This is a genomic window from Pseudorhodoferax sp. Leaf265 (genome assembly GCF_001422365.1).
Classification (GTDB): Bacteria; Pseudomonadota; Gammaproteobacteria; order Burkholderiales; family Burkholderiaceae_C; genus Pseudorhodoferax.
Genome location: NZ_LMMT01000006.1, coordinates 86,354 through 105,463 on the forward strand (window position 1 = coordinate 86,354; position 19,110 = coordinate 105,463).

Sequence of the window (19,110 nt, forward strand, 5' to 3'; positions counted from 1 at the left end):
GCGATGTCAGAGATCAACTTGGTCTACACGCGCAATCTGTGGGGCTTGGCCGCCACCTCAGTCGTTCTGGCCCTTGTCGGTGCCACAGTTTCCAACTCCTTCTATCTGACGACGCTGATCTTCGCGTTGATCGCGGCAATCTCCGCTGTCGGTCTCACGCTGTTGTTCGGCTTCACGGGATTGGCCTCGCTTGGCCAGGCGGCTTTCTTCGGGTTGGGCGCCTACAGTGCCGCATTGTTGGTAGAGCGCATGGCATGGCCGCCGCTTGCGGCGGTTGCCGTGGCCGTCGCTCTGCCTGCGGCGGCGGGCTGGCTCATCGGGCGTCCTTTGCTGCGGCTGTCGGGAACCTACTTGACGATGGCTTCTTTGGCCTTCGGCGTGGTGATGTACTTGGTGTTCAGCCAGGTGAGTTCGCTGACAGGCGGGCTGGACCCTGGGTTCATGCTGAACCGCCCCTTCTCGCTCGGGCCTTGGAGCTTCGACGGTACAAGGGAGATGTTTTGGGTGTGCAGCGTTGCGGTGTTGCTGACGCTGTATCTGGGGATCAACCTGATCCACTCTCGTTTCGGTCGAGGCCTGCGCGCACTCAAGAGTTCCGAGGCCGCTGCGGAAGGGGCCGGTGTGCCTACGGTGCATTTCAAAACTGCCATCTTCGCGATCGCCGCGGGCATGGCCGGTCTGTCAGGTGCGATGTACGCCTTCTTCATGCGCTCCTTCAACGCCACGGCGTTTGGCTTCCCGCTGTCCATCGAACTGCTCATCATCGTGATCGTGGGATCGCTGCGCTCGATCTGGGGGGCCCTGTTCGGCGCCGCAATCATCACCCTGCTGCCGGCGGCGTTGGAGCACTTCAACGACTACAAGTTGTTCATCTACGGCGTCGTGATGGTCTTGATCATGCTCTTCCTTCCCGATGGACTGTTCCACGGCGTCGCGGAGGGTGTGTCCAGGGTGTTCAGAAGAAGAGGGTCGAAATGAGCTTGCGTGTGGAGAAGTTGACCAAGCGCTTCGCTGGGCTGACCGCGGTGGACGAACTCAGCTTTGTCGCGCAGACGGGGAAGGTCACCGCGCTGATCGGTCCCAATGGTGCTGGCAAGACCACGGCGCTCAGCATGGCCAGCGGGGTGTTCGCACCGACCTCGGGCTCAATCACTTTCGAAGGCAAGGAACTCACGGGGCTGCCTGGCCACAGGATCGCCCGCCATGGGGTCGCGCGGACGTACCAGAACCTGCAGATGTTCGAGGACATGAGCGTGCTGGAGGTCGTGATGACCGGCGCGCATGGGCTTGGCCGATCTGGACCGATTGCCGCCATGTTGCGTCTGCCCTCCGTGCGACGCGAGGAGAAGGTGCTGGAGACTGCCGCAAGGGCGATGCTCGATCGCGTCAACGTGTCCGAGCACCTGTTCTGGCGTGATGCCGTGTCCTTGCCCTATGGCTTGCAGCGCCGGGTGGAGATCGCGCGGGCGCTGGTTGCTCAACCGCGGCTGCTGTTGCTCGACGAGCCCGCCGCCGGTCTCAACCCGACCGAGACCGAGGAGCTGGCCCAGCTCATCTCCGACCTGCGCGCGACCGGGCTCACGGTCTTGTTGGTCGAGCACGACATGGAGATGGTCATGAGCCTCTCGGATGCAGTGGTGGTCATGAACTTCGGCAAGCTCATCGCAGCAGGAACGCCGGCGGAGATCCAGGCGAACCAACAGGTGATCGAGGCCTATCTCGGTGTGGAGGACGTCGGTGCTTGAACTGAAGAATGTCTCGGTGCGCTACGGCATGATCGAGGGCCTGCGTGGCGTTTCCCTCCGCGTCAAGGAGCGCCAGGTGGTGTCCTTGATCGGCGCGAACGGAGCCGGCAAGTCCACCTTGCTCAACGCCATCTCTGGGGTCGTTCCGACCTGTGGCGGAACGATCACGTTCAATGGGAAGCCGATCTCCCAGATGCCTGCGTCGGACATTGTCGGTGTGGGCGTCGTGCAGGTTCCCGAGGGGCGGCGCGTGTTTGCCCAGATGACCGTCGTCGACAACCTGCGGCTTGGCGCCTACCTCCATCGCAAGCAGTTCAAGCCCAGCGACATGGACGAGGTCTTCGACTTGTTCCCTCGTCTTGCCGAGCGCAAGGCGCAGCTTGCAGGTCTGATGTCGGGCGGCGAGCAGCAGATGCTGGCCATCGGCCGCGCGATGATGACCAGGCCGAGGCTGCTGCTTCTTGACGAGCCGTCCATGGGGCTGGCACCGCTCGTCGTGAAGACGATCTTCTCCGTCCTGAGAGCCTTGAACGAGCAGGGAATGGCCATCCTGCTGGTGGAGCAGAACGCCAAGGCGGCATTGCGTCTGTCCGATTACAGCTATGTGTTGACCACCGGATCGCTGACGCGAGAAGGCTACTCGCAGGACCTGTTGGTCGACCCGAAGATCAACGAGGCCTTCCTGGGAAAGCGTGTCGAGGTGCATGCGTGATCAGCGCTTGCGTGTTGCAGCGGTCCCTCGGGCCGCAGCGGTTGAGCCGGATCTGAGATGACCAAAGAATCAACAAGCACAGAACAGCACGACTTCATCATCGTCGGCGCCGGCAGCGCGGGCTCGTTGCTCGCAGGTCGGCTCGGACAGGGCGGCAAACACTCTGTCTTGGTGCTGGAGGCGGGCGGCTCGGACCGGCGCCTTTGGGTGCACGTCCCGATCGGCTTCGCGAAGATGATCCTGGACAAGTCGCTGAACTGGGCCTACCAGACCGAGCCACAGCCGGAGCTGAACAACCGGTCGATCTATTGGCCCAGGGGCAAGATCCTTGGTGGTTCGGGCGCAATCAATGGCCTGGTACACATCCGCGGGCAACGCGAGGACTTCGACGGGTGGCGCGACGCTGGTTGCGTTGGCTGGGGTTGGCAGGATGTGCTGCCGTACTTCAAGCGTATGGAGGACCACTACCTGGGAGGCACACCGCTGCACGGTTCAGGCGGACCTGTCGCAGTGTTCAAGCCGCTGGACCGGGCGCCTTTGGGCGAAGCCATGATCGCATCGGCTGCCCGGTGTGGCATCCCGCGCAACGACGACTTCAACGGTGAATCTCAAGCAGGCGCAGGCTACTACGACCTCACGGTACGGCGCGGGCGGCGGTCCAACTCGGCGATCGGCGCGCTCAAGCCGGTCGTGCGCGCAGGCAACGTGCGGGTGGAGCTCTGTGCCATGGTGGAGCGCGTCACATTCGACGGCAGCCGTGCGACCGGTGTCTCCTATAGGAACTCCAAGGGTGAGCTTGTTGTAGCGAAGGCCGCCAGGGAGGTGATCCTGTGTGCCGGTGCGATCAACACGCCCCAACTGTTGATGCTGTCCGGTGTCGGGCCCGCGAACCATCTGCAAGAGCACGGCGTGCAGGTGGTTGCAGATCGAGAGCAGGTGGGCCAGAACCTGCAGGACCACTTGACCGCGCGCTTCGTGTTCAAGACCAGGCGGCCGGTGACCCTGAACGACGAAATGGGCACATTGTGGGGACGGCTGCGGATCGGCATGAACTATGTCTTCAGACGCCGGGGACCTCTGACCTACGCGGCTGCACAAGCAGGCATGTTCTTCAAGTCGGACGACGGGATTCCTCGCGTCGATGTGCAGGCGTTTTTCGCACCGTACAGTGCAGACGGCGCCGGCAAGGGACTCCATCCGTTCTCTGCGTTCAGCCTGACTTTGACCCAGTCGTGGCCGAGCAGCCGGGGCCACATCCGCCTGAAGGATGCTAGTCCAACGACGCCGCCGGAGATCCAGCCCCGGTACCTGAGCACTGAGGCAGACCGCCAGTTTTTCGTTAGGGCGATGCGCCGGCTGCGACAGGTCTTCCAGGCAGATCCGATCCGCTCTGAGATCTCGGAGGAGTACCTGCCGGGCCCTTTTGTGCAAAGTGACGAGGAGCTGCTCGGGTATGTGCGGGCGACGGGGAGTACCTGCTTTCACCCATGCGGAAGCTGTCGCATGGGTGGCGATGTCGAGTCCGTTGTCGATCCCCAGTTGCGGGTGCGCGGCGTCTCCAGCCTGCGGATCGCGGACGCCTCGGTGATGCCGCTTCTTACCTCTGGAAACATCAACGCGCCAGCTTTGCTTATCGCCGAAAAGGCGGCTGACATGATCCTGGCGGATGCCCTCAACACGTGACAACGCGTACCGGCTGATGCCTTGCAGAACGCCTGGCCGCTTGCACTTCCCAACCACCACATCCACGCCCATGAGTACCTACCTGCTTTCCCCACCCGCCGTCACCTCCGTGGCTGTGCAGGGATCCGATTCCCGATTTCCCGTGCGGCGCATCGTGTGCGTCGGCCGGAACTATGCAGACCACGCGCGTGAGATGGGCAACGACGATCGTGACCCACCGTTCTTCTTCTTCAAGCCGACCGATACCTTGATCGACAGCGGGGTGGAGATGCCGTACCCGAGCTTGACCAAGCTGCTGCACCACGAGGTCGAGTTGGTGGTGGCGATCGGAAAAGGCGGAACCGACATCGACGTTGGCGATGCGCTGGGCCATGTATATGGCTACGCCGTCGGCTTGGACATGACGCGCCGCGACATCCAGCTCGCGGCGCGCGATGTGGGGCGTCCCTGGGATTGGGGCAAGGGCTTTGACCTGAGCGCGCCGTGCGCGCCCCTGTCACGGGTGTCCGACATCGGGCATCTATCCAAGGGCGCGATCTCGCTCAGAGTCAATGGAGAGGTGCGGCAGGCCAGTGACTTGTCACAGTTGATCTGGGGTGTGCCAGAGATCATCGCGATCGCCAGTCAAGGCATGGCGTTGCGGGCCGGAGATCTGATATTCACAGGAACGCCAGCTGGCGTCTCGGCTGTCAGTGAAGGGGATCTGCTGGAGGGCGTGATCGCCGGACTTGAGCCGGTTGTCACGCGCGTCGGTCCCCGATCGGGCGGATTGCGCTGACAGCTGCTTCAGAGGTGACGCGTGTGGCGACCACCGTTGGGCACCAGCCCATTTCAGATTCACCGCCCTGTGCGCTGGCATAGGGTGTCAGGAAGAAACGGAGACAGAGACATGCACCAAGCGAGTTGGATGAATTCCGACCTTGAAACCTATCGAGATTCGGTACGCCGCTTCTGTGAGCGCGAGCTGCTGCCCAACGAAAAGCGCTGGAGCGCCCAAGGACAGGTCGACCGCGAGGCTTGGCTGAAGGCCGGCGAGGCGGGTCTCCTGTGCCCGGGAATATCCGGTGACTACGGTGGCGGCGGTGGCAACTTTCTGCATGAGGTCGTCGCGTTCTCCGAGCAGGTTCGACTCCTGTGCAGCGGACTTGGAAATGCAGTGCACAGCGGGATCGTCGCGCACTACATCGAGAACTTCGGAACGGAACATCAGAAGAAGCGATGGCTTCCGAAGATGGCAACGGGCGAGCTCGTGGCGGCGATCGCGATGACAGAGCCAGGTGCCGGCAGTGATCTGCAGAGTATCCGTACCAGCGCGGTGCGCGACAGTAGTCACTACATCGTCAACGGGGCGAAGACCTACATCAGCAATGGCCAGCTGGCGGACCTGGTATGTGTGGTGGCGAAGACGGACCCCGCAGCTGGTGCCAAGGGAATTTCCATCGTCGTGGTGGAGGTGGAGTCGTCTCCGGGCTTCCAGCGTGGACGTGCGCTGGAGAAGATTGGTCTTCATTCACAAGACACATCGGAACTCTTCTTCCATGACATGCGTGTTCCTTGCGACAACCTGCTTGGGCATGAGGAAGGGCAAGGCTTTCGTCAGCTCATGAAGGAACTGCCCCGCGAACGAATCATCGCTGCGTACTGTGCACTAGGCGCGATGGAGCGCGCCATCGAAGAGACGCTGCGCTTCGTCTCGACGCGCAAGGTGTTTGGCGCTTCGCTCATGGAGATGCAGAACACCCGCTTCAAGCTCGCCGAATGCGATACCAAGGCCAAGATGGCGGGCGTGTTTCTGGACCACTGCGCATCGCTGGAGATGGTGGGAAAGCTGGATAACGCGACGGCTGCCATGGCCAAATTCTGGGTGACCGATGCCTGTGGCCAGGTCGTCGACGAGTGTCTCCAGCTCCACGGCGGAGCCGGCTACATGGTCGAGTATCCCATTGCACGTCTCTACCAGAACTCCCGCATAAATCGGATTCTGGCGGGCAGCAACGAGATCATGAAAGAGCTCATTGCGCGTGATCTGGTTAAGCGCGAGCTGTGAGAGATCGATGCATCTTGTTGATGGAAATCCAAGCAGAGAGGCACAGATGAAAACGACGTCGTCGCAGGCGACCAAGCCAATGGTCCCGACCCGGTTGCACCCGAAATTTCAGGCTGCCGTCTACCCCGACAAGCCAGCAGCCATCATGGCCGCATCAGGGCGGTCGGTGAGCTACCGCCAGCTGGACGAAGGGTCGAGTAGAGGGGCACAGTTGTTGCGTTCGCTGGGGCTTCGGCCTGGCGACCACATCGCGGTCATGATGCACAACGACCTCTTGTTCTACGAGGTCTACTGGGCAGCGCAGCGCAGTGGCATGTATTTCACGCCGATCAGCTGTCACTTGACGGCAGCCGAGGCTGCTTACGTCATTGACGACTGCGATGCCGCCGTGATCGTGGTGTCTGCGCCAATGCAGGCGGTCGCTGTCCAGCTTGTGGATCTGTGCCCGAAGGTCCGGCACTTTCTGAGCGTAACGGGAGCGATCGCCGGCTACGCCCGCTGGGAAACGATGGCTGCCACTATGCCGTCATGCGCGATCCCGGACGAGATTAGCGGCCTCAGCATGTACTACTCTTCCGGCACGACGGGAAAGCCGAAGGGAATCGAACTTCCATTCGCCGAACAGCCGATCGACGTCGTCCCACCGACGATGCAGGTTTTCACGCAGGCGCTCGGGTATGACGCGGAAACGGTGTACCTGATGCCGGCGCCGCTGTACCACGCGGCGCCGCTGGGGTTTTCGGCCCACATGATGCGTCTGGGCGGCACCGTCGTTGTCATGGAGAAGTTCGATCCCGAAGCCTTCCTGCATGCGATCGAGCGCTACCGCGTGACCCACGCGCAGGTGGTTCCGACGATGTTCGTGCGGATGTTGCGGTTGGCGCAAGAGGTGCGCTCGCGCTACGACCTCTCCACTTTGCGCAACGTCGTTCATTCCGCAGCCCCGTGCCCGATTCCAGTGAAGGAACAAATGATCGCCTGGTGGGGCCCCTGCGTTCACGAGTACTACAGCAGCTCTGAAGGGGGCGGCTGCACATTCATCAGCGCTCCCGACTGGATGGCCCACAAAGGGTCGGTTGGGCGCTCTCTTCTGGGCGAGATCAAGATCGTGACGGAGAGCGGCGATGCTGCACCGACCGGGGAGCCGGGAATGGTGTACTTCGTGACGAGCAGAAAGTTCTGCTACCGCAACGACCCAGAGAAGACGCGCGAGGCATTCAGCCCGCAGGGATGGGTGACGCTGGGTGATGTCGGCCGCCTGGATGACGAGGGCTACTTGTATCTGACCGATCGCAAGTCCTACATGATCATTTCGGGTGGGGTGAACATCTACCCACAAGAGGCTGAGAACGTCTTGTCCATGCATCCCCAAGTTGCGGATGTCGCGGTGTTCGGCGTTCCGCATCCAGAGTTCGGAGAGGAAGTGAAAGCCGTGGTTCAGCCGGTTGACATGGACGAAGCCGGCCCTGAACTGGCCGCGGACCTGATGGAGTTCTGTCGCGGACATCTTGCGGGACTGAAGTGCCCCAAGTCGATTGACTTTGATCCCGAGCTGCCGCGTCAAGAGAACGGAAAGCTCTACAAGCGGCTCATTCGCGACAGGTATTGGACCGGCCACACAAGCCGGGTTCTTTGAATGCGCGCCGCGCTTTGCTTTCGCGACGCTCAGGCGCCGCGTGACCCCTTCTCACTCTTCTAAACACGATCGACGTATGAACGAAGCATTGATCTTCGACGCCGTGCGCACGCCGCGCAGCCGTGGGCGCCCCGACGGGGCGTTGCACGAAGTCAACCCCGTGAGCCTGCTGGCCGGCCTGATGCAGGAACTGCAGCGGCGCAACGATCTGGACACCGCGCAGGTGGACGATGCGCTGATCGGCTGCGTCCAACCCCATGGTGAGCAAGGCGCCGTAATCGCCAAGATTGCCGCGCTGGCTGCGGGCTGGGACTGGAAGGTGCCGGGCCTGCAGCTGAACCGCTACTGCGGCTCGGGCCTGGAGGCGGCCAACATCGCGGCGCAGAAGGTGCGCTCGGGCTGGGAAGACCTGGTGGTCGCCGGCGGCGTCGAATCGATGTCGCGCGTGGCCATGGGCGCCGCGCCGAGCGCGCGCGATGCCAACCCGCAGCTGAACTTCCGCATGCAGCCCGTGCCCCAGGGCGTCAGCGCCGACCTCATGGCCACGCTGGACGGCCACACGCGCGAGCAGGTCGATGCGCTTGCACTGGCCTCGCACCAGCGCGCCGCCTTGGCGCGTGCCGAAGGCCGGTTCGCCAGGTCGCTGGTGCCGGTTAAGGACTTCAACGGCCTGACCATCCTGGCAGAAGACGAGACGATCCGTCCCGATGCCTCGGTGCAGACGCTGGGCAAACTCAAGCCCTCGTTCGCCGAAATGGGCGCGATGGGCTTCGATTCGCTGGCGCAGCTGCGCTATCCGCAGGTCGAGCGCGTCGCCCACGTACACACGGCCGGCAACTCGTCGGGCATCGTCGACGGCGCCTCCCTGCTGCTGATCGGCAGCGAGGCCAAGGGCCGCGCGCTGGGCCTCAAGCCTCGCGCCCGCTTCGTCTCCGTGGCCGTGACCGGCGCGGAGCCGACCATCATGCTGGCCGCGCCCGCACCGGTGTCGCGCATGGCCCTGGCCAAGGCCGGCCTGCGCGCGCAGGACATCGACCTGTTCGAAGTCAACGAAGCCTTCGCGAGCGTCGTGCTGCGGTTCATGCAGGAGATGGACGTGCCGCCCGAGCGCGTCAACGTCAACGGCGGAGCCATCGCCATGGGCCATCCACTGGGTGCGACCGGCTGCATGCTGGTCGGCACGTTGCTTGACGAACTGGAGCGGCGTGACCTGCGGCGCGGCCTGGTCACGCTGTGTGCGGCCGACGGCATGGGCGTGGCCACCATCATCGAACGTGTGTGAGGACTTTTCCGTGACCGCAACTTCCGCCATCACCTACCACAAGGACGAGCAGCGCATCGTCACGCTCACCATCGACATGCCGGGCCAGTCCGCGAACACCATGAACGGCGTGTTCCGCGAGGCCTACGCCGGCGTGGTCGAGCGCCTGGAGGCCGAACGCGATGCCATTGCCGGCGTCATCCTGACTTCGGCCAAGAAGACATTCTTCGCCGGCGGCGACCTGAACAACCTGCTGGCGGCCCGTCCCGAGGACGCAGCCGCACTCTTCGAACGCGCCGAAGGCATGAAGGCCCTGATGCGCCGCCTGGAGACACTCGGACGTCCCGTGGTTGCCGCCATCAACGGCACGGCCCTGGGCGGCGGGTTCGAGCTGTGCCTGGCCTGTCATGCCCGCTTCGTCGTCGACGACCCACAGTTGCAACTGGGATTGCCCGAGGCCAGACTGGGCCTGCTGCCGGGCGCTGGCGGTGTCGTGCGCACGGTGCGCATGCTGGGCCTGCAGGCGGCCGTGCCATTTCTGGTCGATGGCACGACCTTCGGTCCGGCTCGGGCGCTGGAACTCAAGCTGCTCGACGGGCTGGCACCAGACCTGCCGGGCGTGCTCGCCATGGCGCGGGCCTGGATCGCCGCGAACCCCGGGTCGCTGCAGCCTTGGGACCGCAAGGGATTCCGCATTCCCGGCTCCACCGAGCGCTCGCCGGCACCGCTGGCCTGGCTGCGTACGGCCCCTGTGCTGCAGATGAAGAAGCAGCGTGGCCTGTACCCGGCGCCCGAGGCGGCCATGTCCGCGGCTATCGAGGGGGCCACGGTGGACTTCGACACCGCCTCGCGCATCGAGAGCCGCTACATCGTGCATCTGGCCACGCACCCGGTGGCCAAGAACCTGATCACGACCTTCTTCTTCCAGATGAACGAGATCAAGGCGGGCAAGGGCCGCCCCGAGGGCGTGGCGCCCGCGCGCTTTGCGCGCATCGGCATTCTGGGGGCCGGCCTGATGGGCTCGGGCATCGCGCAGGTCTGCGGCCAGCGCGGCCTGCAGGCTGTGCTTAAGGACGCCACGCTGGAGCAGGCCCAGGCCGGCAAAGCGCGGGTGGAGAAGGCGCTGGCCAAGCGTGTGGAGAAGGGCGCGCTGAGCGCCGAGCGCATGCAGCGCACGCTGGACGCGATCACACCGGCCGGCGCGGCGGCAGACCTGCAGGGCTGCGACCTGATCGTAGAGGCGGTGTTCGAGAAGCGCGAGCTCAAGGCCGCCGTCACGCGGGAGAGCGAGCCGTACCTCGCCGCGGGCGGCATCTTTGCGTCCAACACCTCCACCTTGCCGATCACCGGCCTGGCCGAGGCATCGAAGCGCCCTGAGAACTTCATCGGCCTGCATTTCTTCTCGCCGGTGGACCGCATGGCGTTGGTGGAGATCATCAAGGGCGCCGAGACCTCGCCCGAGACGCTGGCACGCGCCTACGACTTCGTGCAGCAGTTGGGCAAGACGCCCATCGTGGTCAACGACAGCCGGGGCTTCTTCACGAGCCGGGTGTTCGGCACCTTCACCAAGGAGGGTGCCGCGTTGCTGGCCGAGGGCGTGCCGGCCGCCGAGATCGAGAACGGTGCGCTCAGCGTGGGCATGCCGGTGGGGCCGCTGGCCGTGATGGACGAGACCTCGATGGCGCTGTCCTGGTCGGTGCGCCAGCAGACCATCGCTGACCTGCAGGCCGCGGGCGAAGCCGTGCCACAGCACTCGGGGTGGGCCGTGATCGAGAAGATGGTCGCGCTGGGCCGGCCCGGCCGCGCAGGCGGCGGGGGCTTCTACGACTACCCCGAGGGCGGGCGCAAGCAGCTGTGGCAAGGCCTTGCCGCACAGTTCCCGGCCCACAGCACGCCGGTCCCCTATGCGGACCTGCGCGACCGGTTGCTGTACGTGCAGGCCCTCGAGTCGGTGCGCTGCGTGCAGGAAGGCGTGATCGAAGCTGCACGCGACGCCAACATCGGCTCGGTCGTGGGCATCGGGTTCCCGCGTTGGACCGGCGGCACGCTGCAGTACATCAACAGCATCGGCCTGCGCAACTTTGTGCGCCGCGCCGGCGAGCTCGCACAGCGCTACGGCCAGCGGTTCGAGCCGCCCAGGCTGCTCGTGGACATGGCCGAGCGGCAAGGTACTTTCTAAACAATTCCTAAAGACTGAAGGAGACACCGTGGGCATCCATCGAAGACACGTGCTCGGCGTCGCAGCCGCATTCCCATTTGCTTCCCGCAGCTTGGCTGCCGAGGGCGCATGGCCGAACAGACCAATCACGCTCATCGACTCCTATGGGGCGGGCGGCCAGAGCGATGCCGTGGTCAGGCTTCTTGCCCGGCGACTGGAGTCGAAGCTTGGTCAGCCCGTTCTCGTAGACAACCGTCCAGGCGCAAATTCACTGGTTGCCACGCAGTCCGTGCTCCGCGCCCCAGCCGATGGATACACCTTCCTGTTCAACATGAACGCGCTGGTGACCAATCCGATCCTGCTGCCGAACGTGCGGTATGACGCGCTCAGGGATTTCATCCCGATCGCCAGGATCTTCGAGACGTCGGTCATCCTCGCAGCTGCGAAGGAGAGGGGCTCGACGCTCGCTGAGTTCCTCGAGCGGGCGAGGGCCTCCAACGAACCCTTCAGCTGCGGCACGGTGGGCTACGCATCGAGCTCGCACTACTACATCGAATCGCTGGGGCGCTCCGCAGGAGTGCAACTCAACAATGTTCCGTACAAGGGTGGCGACACCCAGCTGCTTCCCGACCTCGTGGCGCAGCGTCTGCAGGCAGGCATGGTCTCTTCCGTCTCCGCCATGACCTATGGCGCTGACAACCGGATCGTCCCGCTCGCCGCTACCGGCACAAAGCGCTGGAAGGTCCTGCCCGAGGTTCCAACCTTCCTGGAGCTCGGATTCTCGGGACTGACGGCGGAAGGGTTCTGCGGGCTCTTTGCGCGCGTCGGAACGCCCGTGCCGATCGTCGAGCGGCTCCATGCGTTGGCAGCCGACATCGCCAAGGAGCAGAGATTTGCCAGCCAGATGCTTGGCTACGGACTGGAGGTGCCGCCGCCCCTGTCGATGCCGGAATTCGGCTCACTCGTGGGGAAGATCGATGCCGCGTGGAGGAACATCAAGAAGAGCAGTGCCATCCGCATCGAGTAGGTGTGGCGTAGTGGCTGGCGTACGGCGTCGAGTTGGCGGACACCGCGGAGAGTTTCAACCCATCCCAAACAGGAGACACCATGAAGATCAATCGGAGAGACGTCCTTGGAATTTCGGCCGCGCTTCCCTTCGCGACTAGCAATTGGGGCGCTGAGGGCGGTTCCTGGCCTAGCCGGCCCATCACGATCGTCGTCGCGTTCGCGGCAGGCGGTCAGAGCGACTCAGTAGCGCGGATGGTTGCCAGAAGACTGGAGCAGAAACTTGGCCAGCCCGTTATTGTCGACAATCGTCCAGGCGCCAACTCGCTGGTTGCGACACAGGCCGTGCTTCGTGCCCCAGCCGACGGCTACACGCTGCTGTTCAACATGAACGCGCTTGTCACAAACCCGATCCTGCTGCCTAACGTGCGCTATGACGGGCTCAAAGACTTTATGCCAGTTGCCCGGATCTTCGAGACCTCTGTCATCTTGGCCGCGGCAAGAAACAAGGGTGGGACGCTCGCGGAGTTTCTGTCTCTTGCGCAAACTTCGAAAGAACCCTTCAGCTGCGGCACGGTGGGCCACGCATCCAGTTCTCACTACTACCTTGAATCACTGGCGCGCGCTGCCGGTGTGCAGTTTAGCAATGTTCCGTACAAGGGCGGAGACACGCAAATGCTCCCGGATCTGGTCTCCGAAAGACTACAGGCAGGGATGGTTTCTTCGGTCACCGCGATGACGTACGGGGCGGACAACCGAATCGTCCCCCTGGCAGCGACCGGAATAAAGCGCTGGAAGGTTCTCCCGCATGTCCCGACCTTTCTGGAGCTCGGCTATCCAGGACTTACAGCAGAAGGCTTCTGCGGTCTTTTTGCCCCCGCCGGCACTCCGACTTCAATTGTCGAGAGGATCAATGCGATGGTAACGGAGATCTCCAAGGAGCGTGAGTACTTCGGTCAGATGCTCAGCTATGGTCTTGAGGTTCCCCCCCCGATGACGACTTCGGAGTATGGCGTTTTGTTGAAGAAAATCTATGCAACTTGGAGAGACATAAAAGACAACAGCGCTATCCGGATCGAGTGACGGGTGACGAGAGGGCAAACCATCGCTCTTCAGCGAGTTCTGGCCTTCGTCACCCTTGCCGCTCGGGGCGGCCTAGCAAGGCAAGGTGCCGCGCGGTGAAGCGGTGCATGCAGCCTTGCCTCGGTTCGACGTGCCTCGACGGTTGCCACACCGCCGCCGTGTCGTTGGAGGCCGAGGCTTCATCTGCCCCGTCTGTTGGCATTCCACGCCCAACAGCTCGGCGAGCCATTCTCAGAACGTGATGATCACGCGGCCTACAAGCGAGCGGTCCTTCATGAGCTGTTCGGCCTCGGCAATGTGCTCGGCAGGGACAGAGTGGCGGATGTTGACGCGAATCTGCCGCGACTTATACAGCGCCAGGACGTCGTTCTTGACCCCCAGAATGAGCTCGGGATTTCTCTCTGCGGCTTGCCGAAGATCTACGCCGACCAGTGAGCTCCCTTTGACAATTGCGAGATTTGTCTTGAGTCCTGCGATGGAGCCTCCGGCAAAACCAACCATCAGGTGCCGCCCGCCCCAACCTAGCGTGCGGAAGGCCTGATCCGTCGCATCACCACCGACCGGGTCGAACACCACATCCACTCCACGCGGGCCAGTCAAATTCTTGACAACGTCCTTCCATTCAGATTGGGAGTCGACGACATGGTCGGCACCGTCTGCCAGCGCTGCGTTGCGCTTCGCGTCACTCGATGCGACCGCAATCACCTGGGCGCCGAGGGCTCTTCCGATCTGCACTGCAGCTGAGCCAACGGCCCCGGCTGCACCAAGTACCAGCAAAGTCTCTCCCCGAAGCAGGTGCGCACGATCGCGAACCGCATAAAGGGCCGTCGAGAACGGTGCTACCAAAACTGAACCCTCAGCGATGGGCCGACCACCCGGCATCGAGAGGATCGCGTGTCGTGGAACACATATGGATGCCGACCAGGCGCCACCGAAAGTCCCGCACACAGCGTCCCCAACTCTCAGTTGTTCGTCGATCCCTTCACCGATGGCGCTAACGATGCCGGCGAACTCGCTGCCGGGAGTAAACGGCAAAGCAGGCTTGACCTGGTACTTTCCGCGGGCCAGCAGCAGGTCGACAAACGAGACGCCACAGGCATGCACCGACACACGGACCTCGCCCGGCTTGGGAGGTCTGTCCGGCAGGTCCACCACATGGATGGAGTCGTTCGGGTCGTAGCTCAAAACGCGCAGGGCTTTCATGCGAATCTCCCCATCAGCGTCCGGTCCAGGCAGGTGCGCGCTTCTCGAAGAAAGCTCGGATACCCTCCTGCACATCCTCGCTTCCCGCAATCGCGTCTTTTGCTTGCTGCGTTGCGCTCCATCCCGCGGCCTCGAGGTCGGTCTTCATGGCCTGCATCGCAGACAGGCACGCCTGCACGGCCAACGGGGCGTTTGCAACAACCTCGCCGGCCAGAACCAAGGCTTCATCGAGCGTGCGACCCGGTGGGACCAGCCTGTTGACCAAGCCCAGTGCGTGGGCACGGGCAGCGGTCAACGGCTTCCCAGTCAAGACCATCTCGTTCGCCACATTGCTCGGCAGGCGTTCCAGAGACCGGAAGAGCGCGCCACAGGTCGGAACCAGACCTCGGCATACCTCCGGCAAGGCAAAGCGGGCGTCATCGGCTGCGACGATCATGTCGCACGCAAGCGCGATCTCGAGACCGCCGCCGAAGGCTATTCCCTCCACTGCGGCCACCAATGGCTTGCGCCGCCTCCGTCTGACAAGACCATATTCGCCGCCCCTGGCCGTGACGTAGTCACCCCCAGAGGTCAGGTCGCTTCCGGCACAGAACACGTTGTTGCCGCCGGTGAGAACGCCGGCCCGAACCTCAGGATCGTCGTCAAGCCTGTTGAGTGCGGCATCGAGAGCGTCCGCCATGGAGCGGTCGACGGCGTTGCGCTTGTTCTCGCGCCGCAAGGTGATGAGAAGAATGCCATCGCGCAGATGGACGTCCACAAGAGTAGAAGAGACTGTCATCGTTGATGCTGACCGGCTTAGGGGGGGTAGATCGGCGCTGCCGTGAAGATTGAGTCCTAGGTACGGTGGCGATGATAAATGTATTAAATGGATTTACCATTAGGGTTTTGGCTCAAAGGTCGAGCCTCACTTGACAAGGCGTCCCATGTCACATGCATGCACAACTTCAGGTCCGCTTCGAGGGTTGAGGGTGGTTGAGTTCTCCGGCATCGGTCCGGGCCCATTTGCCTGCATGATGTTGTCGGACATGGGTGCTGACGTGCTCACGATCGAACGACCTGGAGGCAAGCTGGGTGATCCGCACAACTTCACCGGTCGCGGGCGAACCGTCGTTGTGGCAGATTTGAAGGATCCGAAGGCGCGCAACGAAGTGCTCGGTTTGCTGGAGGGTGCAGACATCCTGGTCGAGGGCTTCAGGCCGGGTGTGATGGAGCGTCTCGGCCTTGGTCCGGATGCGGTTGCCGGGTGCAATCCTCGGCTGGTCTACGGCCGCATGACGGGTTGGGGGCAGGAGGGCCCACTGGCACACGCTGCGGGTCACGATCTGAACTACATCGCGATCAGTGGCGCCCTCCATGCCATCGGTCCCGCAGGAGGCGCTCCGGTGCCACCGCTGAATCTCGTGGGCGACTACGGAGGCGGGAGCTTGTACTTGGTCGTCGGGATACTGGCTGCGCTGCATGAGTCTCGCCAGTCAGGAATTGGCCAGGTGGTGGATGCGGCCATTTCCGATGGAGCAGCTTCGCTGATGACGCTATTCGCTGGCCTGCTCGCACAGGGGAGATTCGTCGAACGACGCGGGGAGAACACGCTGGACGGTGGTGCTCCCTACTATGGCGTCTATGAGACCAAGGATCGCGAATACGTCAGCCTCGGGGCGATCGAGCCGCAGTTCTTTCATGAGTTCTGCAAGCGGGCCGAGGTGGCATCATCGCTTTGGACTGCGCAGAACGACAAGACCCGATGCGCGGAACTGCGCGCTGAGCTGTCGCGCATCTTCGCGAGCAAAACGCAGGCGGAGTGGTGCGATCTTCTGGAAGGAACCGATGTTTGCTTCGCGCCAGTTCTGTCTTTGTCGAAAGCACCGGAGCACAGACACAATGTGGCGCGCCAGGCTTTCGTAGAGGTTTCCGGCGTCAGCCAACCGGCGCCCGCACCGAAGTTCTCGCGAACGCACTCCCGCGTTCAAGGTCCGGCACCAAAGACGGCGATCAGCCTCTCAGAGGCGAAGGCTCGGTGGCTGCGTGCATGAACCGTCGATTGTTCTTGCCGGGCCGGCCCCACTGCCGGCGCTGATCAGGACTTGATGGGGCCTAGTCTTCCATCGCACGGCAATCCCGGAGTGCGCGGGGCTAAGTCCCGAGAAATTGGACCACCTGATCCAAGCAAGCCCTGCTGGTGCGAAACCCGTTCGCAGGATGTGTTGTGTCCTCGTGGCCGAATGAAATCGCACAGACCATTTTGCGGTCAGCGGCAATGCCTAGCTCGCGTTTTACCAGTGCGCTTTGTGTGGCCAAGGCCGCCTGGGCGATGGCCGCAACGCCATGTGCTTGCATGGACAGCAACAGGACTTGAACGTAGCCACCCACGTCCACAGCACCATAGACTCCCAGCCCCGGGTCGCTGGTGAGGATGGCGACATGCGGTGCGCCGAAGAGCCGGAAGTTCTCGCGAACCTGGCGCGCACCGGCTTCCTTGTCTCCGCGTTGCACTCCCACGGCCTCGTACAGTTGGAGCCCGCACTCGCGACGTCGATCGAGATATTCGTGGGTGTATTCGTGGGGAAATGGAAAGTCGCTGCCGCCCGGCTGCCTTGCATCGTAGGCGCTTAGGAGCGCGTTCCGCAGCCGCGACGTGGCGTCTCCCGTGGTGATCGCCACCTTCCAGGCCTGGGAGTTGCACCATGACGCGGTGCGTTGTGCGGTACTGAGAATGGACTCGATCGTCTCCTGGGCAACAGGCTTGTCGAGAAATGCGCGGCAGCTGTGGCGTTCAGTCAGGAGTTGGTGAAATACTGGAGTCGATGTTTGGCTCATGTTGCGAGGGGTTGAGTAGTGGTTGTGGAAGGTGAGGTCGAGTCTGTTGCTGCAGAGTCAAGAGGGCCGATGTTGGAGTCGAGGCATTGGCCCGCTGAGACGGCTTCATTGGAGCCGAGCTCAAACATCGGAACTGCGTAGCCATCTGCCGTGCGCTGCATCGTGACATTGACACGGTCGCCAATCGACGCATCTTCCAGTTGGCCGACGAGGTTCGTAAGCAAGGTAACTCCCTCGTCCAGTTCGACATAGGCAATCGTGTATTGCCCATCCGCCTGGTAGACCTTGCTGAAGCTGTAGATGGTTCCAGCGCCGCTGGCTTCCATCCATTCGGTATCTCCAAGGCAGAAGGGACACAGCGGCCGTGGATAGAAATGGACTTGGCAGCAGGCGGTGCATCGCTTGATCAAAAGCCTTCCTTCCGCCGCTGCCTGCCAGTACGTGCGCGTGGCACTGTCGTCGATGACAGCGGGCAGGTTCGATTCGGTGGTCAGCGTGCTCATTGCGATCGCTCCAGGATGAGGGTGGCACTGCCGTGCCGCGATCCGAGGAGGCCGCCCGTGCCCTGGGCGAGCGCGAGCGAGCAATTCGGTACTTGAACCTTGGGGTGCGCTTCTCCACGCAGTTGCCGAACGGCCTCGATGATCTTGGTTATCCCTCCGCGGTTCGAGGGATGGTTGTTGCACAGGCCGCCGCCATCGGTGTTGATCGGCATGCGGCCGACGCCGGCGATCAGGTTGCCGTCCTGCACAAAGCGGCCGCCTTCTCCCTTCTTGCAAAAGCCGAGATCCTCAAGCTGCATCAGCACCGTGATCGTGAAACTGTCGTAAATCGAGGCGTACTGGATGTCTCGAGGCTGGACCTTTGCTTCGTCGAATGCCAGGCGGCCCGAGAGTGCGGCCCCGGAGTAGGTGAGATCGACCCTGCCGCCCGCTTGCCCCTTGATTGTCTCGCCACTTCCGCGCACCGACACCAGAGGTCGCGAAAGCGATTCTGCGATCTCCGGGCGCACGACGATGAGCGCACCCCCACCGTCACTCACAACGCAGCAGTCCAGCTTGTGCAGGGGGCTGGCGATGAGCGCGGATTCGACGACTTCCTCGACGGTTACGGGCTTGCGCAGCATCGCGTGTTCGTTGTACTGGGCGTGCTGCGATGCTGCCACCTTGATCCAGGCCAGCTGCTTCGACGTCGTGCCAAACTCGTGCATGTGGCGAGCTGCGGCCAGCGCGTACATGTTTAGTGTGGACGGGCGGTAGGGAAGCTCGAAGGCTGCATCGGGCGTTGCCGCTGCGCTGCCCCTTGACGAGCCCATGGCATTGGCGATCTCGGTCCGCGGGCGGCCTGCAAGGGTGATCAGGGCGATATTGCATTTTCCGGCCGCTATCGCTTGTGCGGCATGGGCGACATGGACCAAGGGCGCGGATCCGCCGGTGTCGGTCGTGTCCACGTGCCGCAGTCGAAGTCCCATGTAGTCGGCCATGCTGAGAGCGCCGAGGCCAGGTGCATCGCCAGCACAGAAGTAGCCGTCGACATCGCCCAGGCTAAGCCCGGCATCCTGCAATGCTCCACGCGCGCACTCTGCATGCAGCTGTGCGGTGGTCTTGTCGGGAGCCTTGCGCAACGGGTGCTCGAAGGCACCGACGATTGCTGCTGTCCGATGATTTCTCATGTCACGTCTCCTTGCGTGGAACCAGTGGCCAAAAAACTGGCGCGGGGAACATCCACCGTCGAACTCCGCCGGCTCACAGTGCACATGGCTG

The 19,110-nt window shown here is 63.0% G+C and carries 17 protein-coding genes; 12 read left to right on the forward strand and 5 right to left on the reverse strand.

Annotated features, from left to right (window positions below; translation table 11 throughout):
* Nucleotides 1–3 precede the first annotated feature (3 nt).
* From ASF45_RS08175 to ASF45_RS08225, 11 genes are all read left to right on the forward strand, one after another.
* Nucleotides 4–978, forward strand: coding sequence for a branched-chain amino acid ABC transporter permease (locus ASF45_RS08175; protein ID WP_056659782.1), 975 nt, complete (start codon nucleotides 4–6; stop codon nucleotides 976–978).
* Nucleotides 975–1,745: an ABC transporter ATP-binding protein gene (locus ASF45_RS08180; RefSeq protein WP_056659786.1), complete on the forward strand. Its 771-nt coding sequence runs from the start codon at nucleotides 975–977 to the stop codon at nucleotides 1,743–1,745. The genes ASF45_RS08175 and ASF45_RS08180 overlap by 4 nt, the downstream gene beginning before the upstream one ends.
* The gene (locus tag ASF45_RS08185) at nucleotides 1,738–2,457 is read left to right on the forward strand and encodes an ABC transporter ATP-binding protein (RefSeq protein WP_056659952.1); all 720 of its coding nucleotides are present in this window, start codon (nucleotides 1,738–1,740) and stop codon (nucleotides 2,455–2,457) included. The genes ASF45_RS08180 and ASF45_RS08185 overlap by 8 nt, the downstream gene beginning before the upstream one ends.
* 57 nt (nucleotides 2,458–2,514) lie before the next feature.
* A complete protein-coding gene (locus ASF45_RS08190) occupies nucleotides 2,515–4,140 on the forward strand; it encodes a GMC family oxidoreductase (RefSeq protein WP_056659788.1) in 1,626 nt (541 codons plus the stop codon).
* 70 nt (nucleotides 4,141–4,210) lie between these two features.
* On the forward strand, nucleotides 4,211–4,918 hold the full coding sequence (locus tag ASF45_RS08195; protein WP_056659790.1) for a fumarylacetoacetate hydrolase family protein: 708 nt from the start codon (nucleotides 4,211–4,213) through the stop codon (nucleotides 4,916–4,918).
* A 111-nt stretch (nucleotides 4,919–5,029) separates the two neighbouring features.
* On the forward strand, nucleotides 5,030–6,187 hold the full coding sequence (locus tag ASF45_RS08200; RefSeq protein ID WP_056659793.1) for an acyl-CoA dehydrogenase family protein: 1,158 nt from the start codon (nucleotides 5,030–5,032) through the stop codon (nucleotides 6,185–6,187).
* A gap of 46 nt (nucleotides 6,188–6,233) precedes the next feature.
* Nucleotides 6,234–7,823, forward strand: coding sequence for an acyl-CoA synthetase (locus ASF45_RS08205; protein ID WP_369802107.1), 1,590 nt, complete (start codon nucleotides 6,234–6,236; stop codon nucleotides 7,821–7,823).
* Between the two features lie 76 nt (nucleotides 7,824–7,899).
* Nucleotides 7,900–9,105, forward strand: a complete 1,206-nt coding sequence (locus ASF45_RS08210; RefSeq protein ID WP_056659799.1) for an acetyl-CoA C-acetyltransferase — start codon at nucleotides 7,900–7,902, stop codon at nucleotides 9,103–9,105.
* Between the two features lie 10 nt (nucleotides 9,106–9,115).
* Complete coding sequence (locus tag ASF45_RS08215; protein WP_235580855.1) at nucleotides 9,116–11,263, forward strand: 3-hydroxyacyl-CoA dehydrogenase NAD-binding domain-containing protein; 2,148 nt, start codon at nucleotides 9,116–9,118, stop codon at nucleotides 11,261–11,263.
* Nucleotides 11,264–11,291: 28 nt separating this feature from the next.
* The gene (locus ASF45_RS08220) at nucleotides 11,292–12,269 is read left to right on the forward strand and encodes a tripartite tricarboxylate transporter substrate binding protein (protein WP_162243974.1); all 978 of its coding nucleotides are present in this window, start codon (nucleotides 11,292–11,294) and stop codon (nucleotides 12,267–12,269) included.
* Between the two features lie 80 nt (nucleotides 12,270–12,349).
* On the forward strand, nucleotides 12,350–13,330 hold the full coding sequence (locus ASF45_RS08225) for a tripartite tricarboxylate transporter substrate binding protein (protein WP_056659803.1): 981 nt from the start codon (nucleotides 12,350–12,352) through the stop codon (nucleotides 13,328–13,330).
* 231 nt (nucleotides 13,331–13,561) lie between these two features.
* On the opposite strand, the gene ASF45_RS34055 is transcribed toward ASF45_RS08225, so the two are convergent.
* Nucleotides 13,562–14,533: an NADPH:quinone oxidoreductase family protein gene (locus ASF45_RS34055; RefSeq protein WP_063887608.1), complete on the reverse strand. Its 972-nt coding sequence runs from the start codon at nucleotides 14,531–14,533 to the stop codon at nucleotides 13,562–13,564.
* A 13-nt stretch (nucleotides 14,534–14,546) separates the two neighbouring features.
* Nucleotides 14,547–15,311, reverse strand: a complete 765-nt coding sequence (locus ASF45_RS08235) for an enoyl-CoA hydratase-related protein (protein ID WP_056659811.1) — start codon at nucleotides 15,309–15,311, stop codon at nucleotides 14,547–14,549.
* 145 nt (nucleotides 15,312–15,456) lie between these two features.
* Here ASF45_RS08235 and ASF45_RS08240 point away from each other — a divergent pair, with 145 nt between their 5' ends.
* Entirely contained in the window at nucleotides 15,457–16,563 is a 1,107-nt protein-coding gene (locus ASF45_RS08240; protein ID WP_056659813.1) for a CaiB/BaiF CoA-transferase family protein, read from the forward strand.
* Between the two features lie 100 nt (nucleotides 16,564–16,663).
* On the opposite strand, the gene ASF45_RS34340 is transcribed toward ASF45_RS08240, so the two are convergent.
* Genes ASF45_RS34340 through ASF45_RS08255 form a run of 3 tightly spaced genes read right to left on the reverse strand, consistent with a single transcriptional unit; the run spans nucleotide 16,664 to nucleotide 19,019 of the window.
* Nucleotides 16,664–17,347: a nitroreductase gene (locus tag ASF45_RS34340; protein ID WP_082550893.1), complete on the reverse strand. Its 684-nt coding sequence runs from the start codon at nucleotides 17,345–17,347 to the stop codon at nucleotides 16,664–16,666.
* Nucleotides 17,344–17,850 carry a Zn-ribbon domain-containing OB-fold protein gene (locus tag ASF45_RS34060; RefSeq protein WP_082550894.1) on the reverse strand — a complete coding sequence of 169 codons (507 nt, stop codon included), beginning with the start codon at nucleotides 17,848–17,850 and terminating at the stop codon, nucleotides 17,344–17,346. Before ASF45_RS34060 ends, ASF45_RS34340 begins: the two co-directional genes overlap by 4 nt.
* Nucleotides 17,847–19,019, reverse strand: coding sequence for a thiolase domain-containing protein (locus ASF45_RS08255; RefSeq protein WP_056659816.1), 1,173 nt, complete (start codon nucleotides 19,017–19,019; stop codon nucleotides 17,847–17,849). Before ASF45_RS08255 ends, ASF45_RS34060 begins: the two co-directional genes overlap by 4 nt.
* Nucleotides 19,020–19,110 lie beyond the last annotated feature (91 nt).

Coding starts and splice junctions, on each gene's coding strand:
- ASF45_RS34055 (WP_063887608.1), bottom strand. CDS start 14,533: ATGAAAGCCCTGCGCGTTTTGAGCTACGACCCGAACGACTCCATCCAT.
- ASF45_RS08195 (WP_056659790.1), top strand. CDS start 4,211: ATGAGTACCTACCTGCTTTCCCCACCCGCCGTCACCTCCGTGGCTGTG.
- ASF45_RS08180 (WP_056659786.1), top strand. CDS start 975: ATGAGCTTGCGTGTGGAGAAGTTGACCAAGCGCTTCGCTGGGCTGACC.
- ASF45_RS08200 (WP_056659793.1), top strand. CDS start 5,030: ATGCACCAAGCGAGTTGGATGAATTCCGACCTTGAAACCTATCGAGAT.
- ASF45_RS34340 (WP_082550893.1), bottom strand. CDS start 17,347: ATGAGCCAAACATCGACTCCAGTATTTCACCAACTCCTGACTGAACGC.
- ASF45_RS34060 (WP_082550894.1), bottom strand. CDS start 17,850: ATGAGCACGCTGACCACCGAATCGAACCTGCCCGCTGTCATCGACGAC.
- ASF45_RS08255 (WP_056659816.1), bottom strand. CDS start 19,019: ATGAGAAATCATCGGACAGCAGCAATCGTCGGTGCCTTCGAGCACCCG.
- ASF45_RS08175 (WP_056659782.1), top strand. CDS start 4: ATGTCAGAGATCAACTTGGTCTACACGCGCAATCTGTGGGGCTTGGCC.
- ASF45_RS08210 (WP_056659799.1), top strand. CDS start 7,900: ATGAACGAAGCATTGATCTTCGACGCCGTGCGCACGCCGCGCAGCCGT.
- ASF45_RS08235 (WP_056659811.1), bottom strand. CDS start 15,311: ATGACAGTCTCTTCTACTCTTGTGGACGTCCATCTGCGCGATGGCATT.
- ASF45_RS08190 (WP_056659788.1), top strand. CDS start 2,515: ATGACCAAAGAATCAACAAGCACAGAACAGCACGACTTCATCATCGTC.
- ASF45_RS08225 (WP_056659803.1), top strand. CDS start 12,350: ATGAAGATCAATCGGAGAGACGTCCTTGGAATTTCGGCCGCGCTTCCC.
- ASF45_RS08240 (WP_056659813.1), top strand. CDS start 15,457: ATGTCACATGCATGCACAACTTCAGGTCCGCTTCGAGGGTTGAGGGTG.
- ASF45_RS08205 (WP_369802107.1), top strand. CDS start 6,234: ATGAAAACGACGTCGTCGCAGGCGACCAAGCCAATGGTCCCGACCCGG.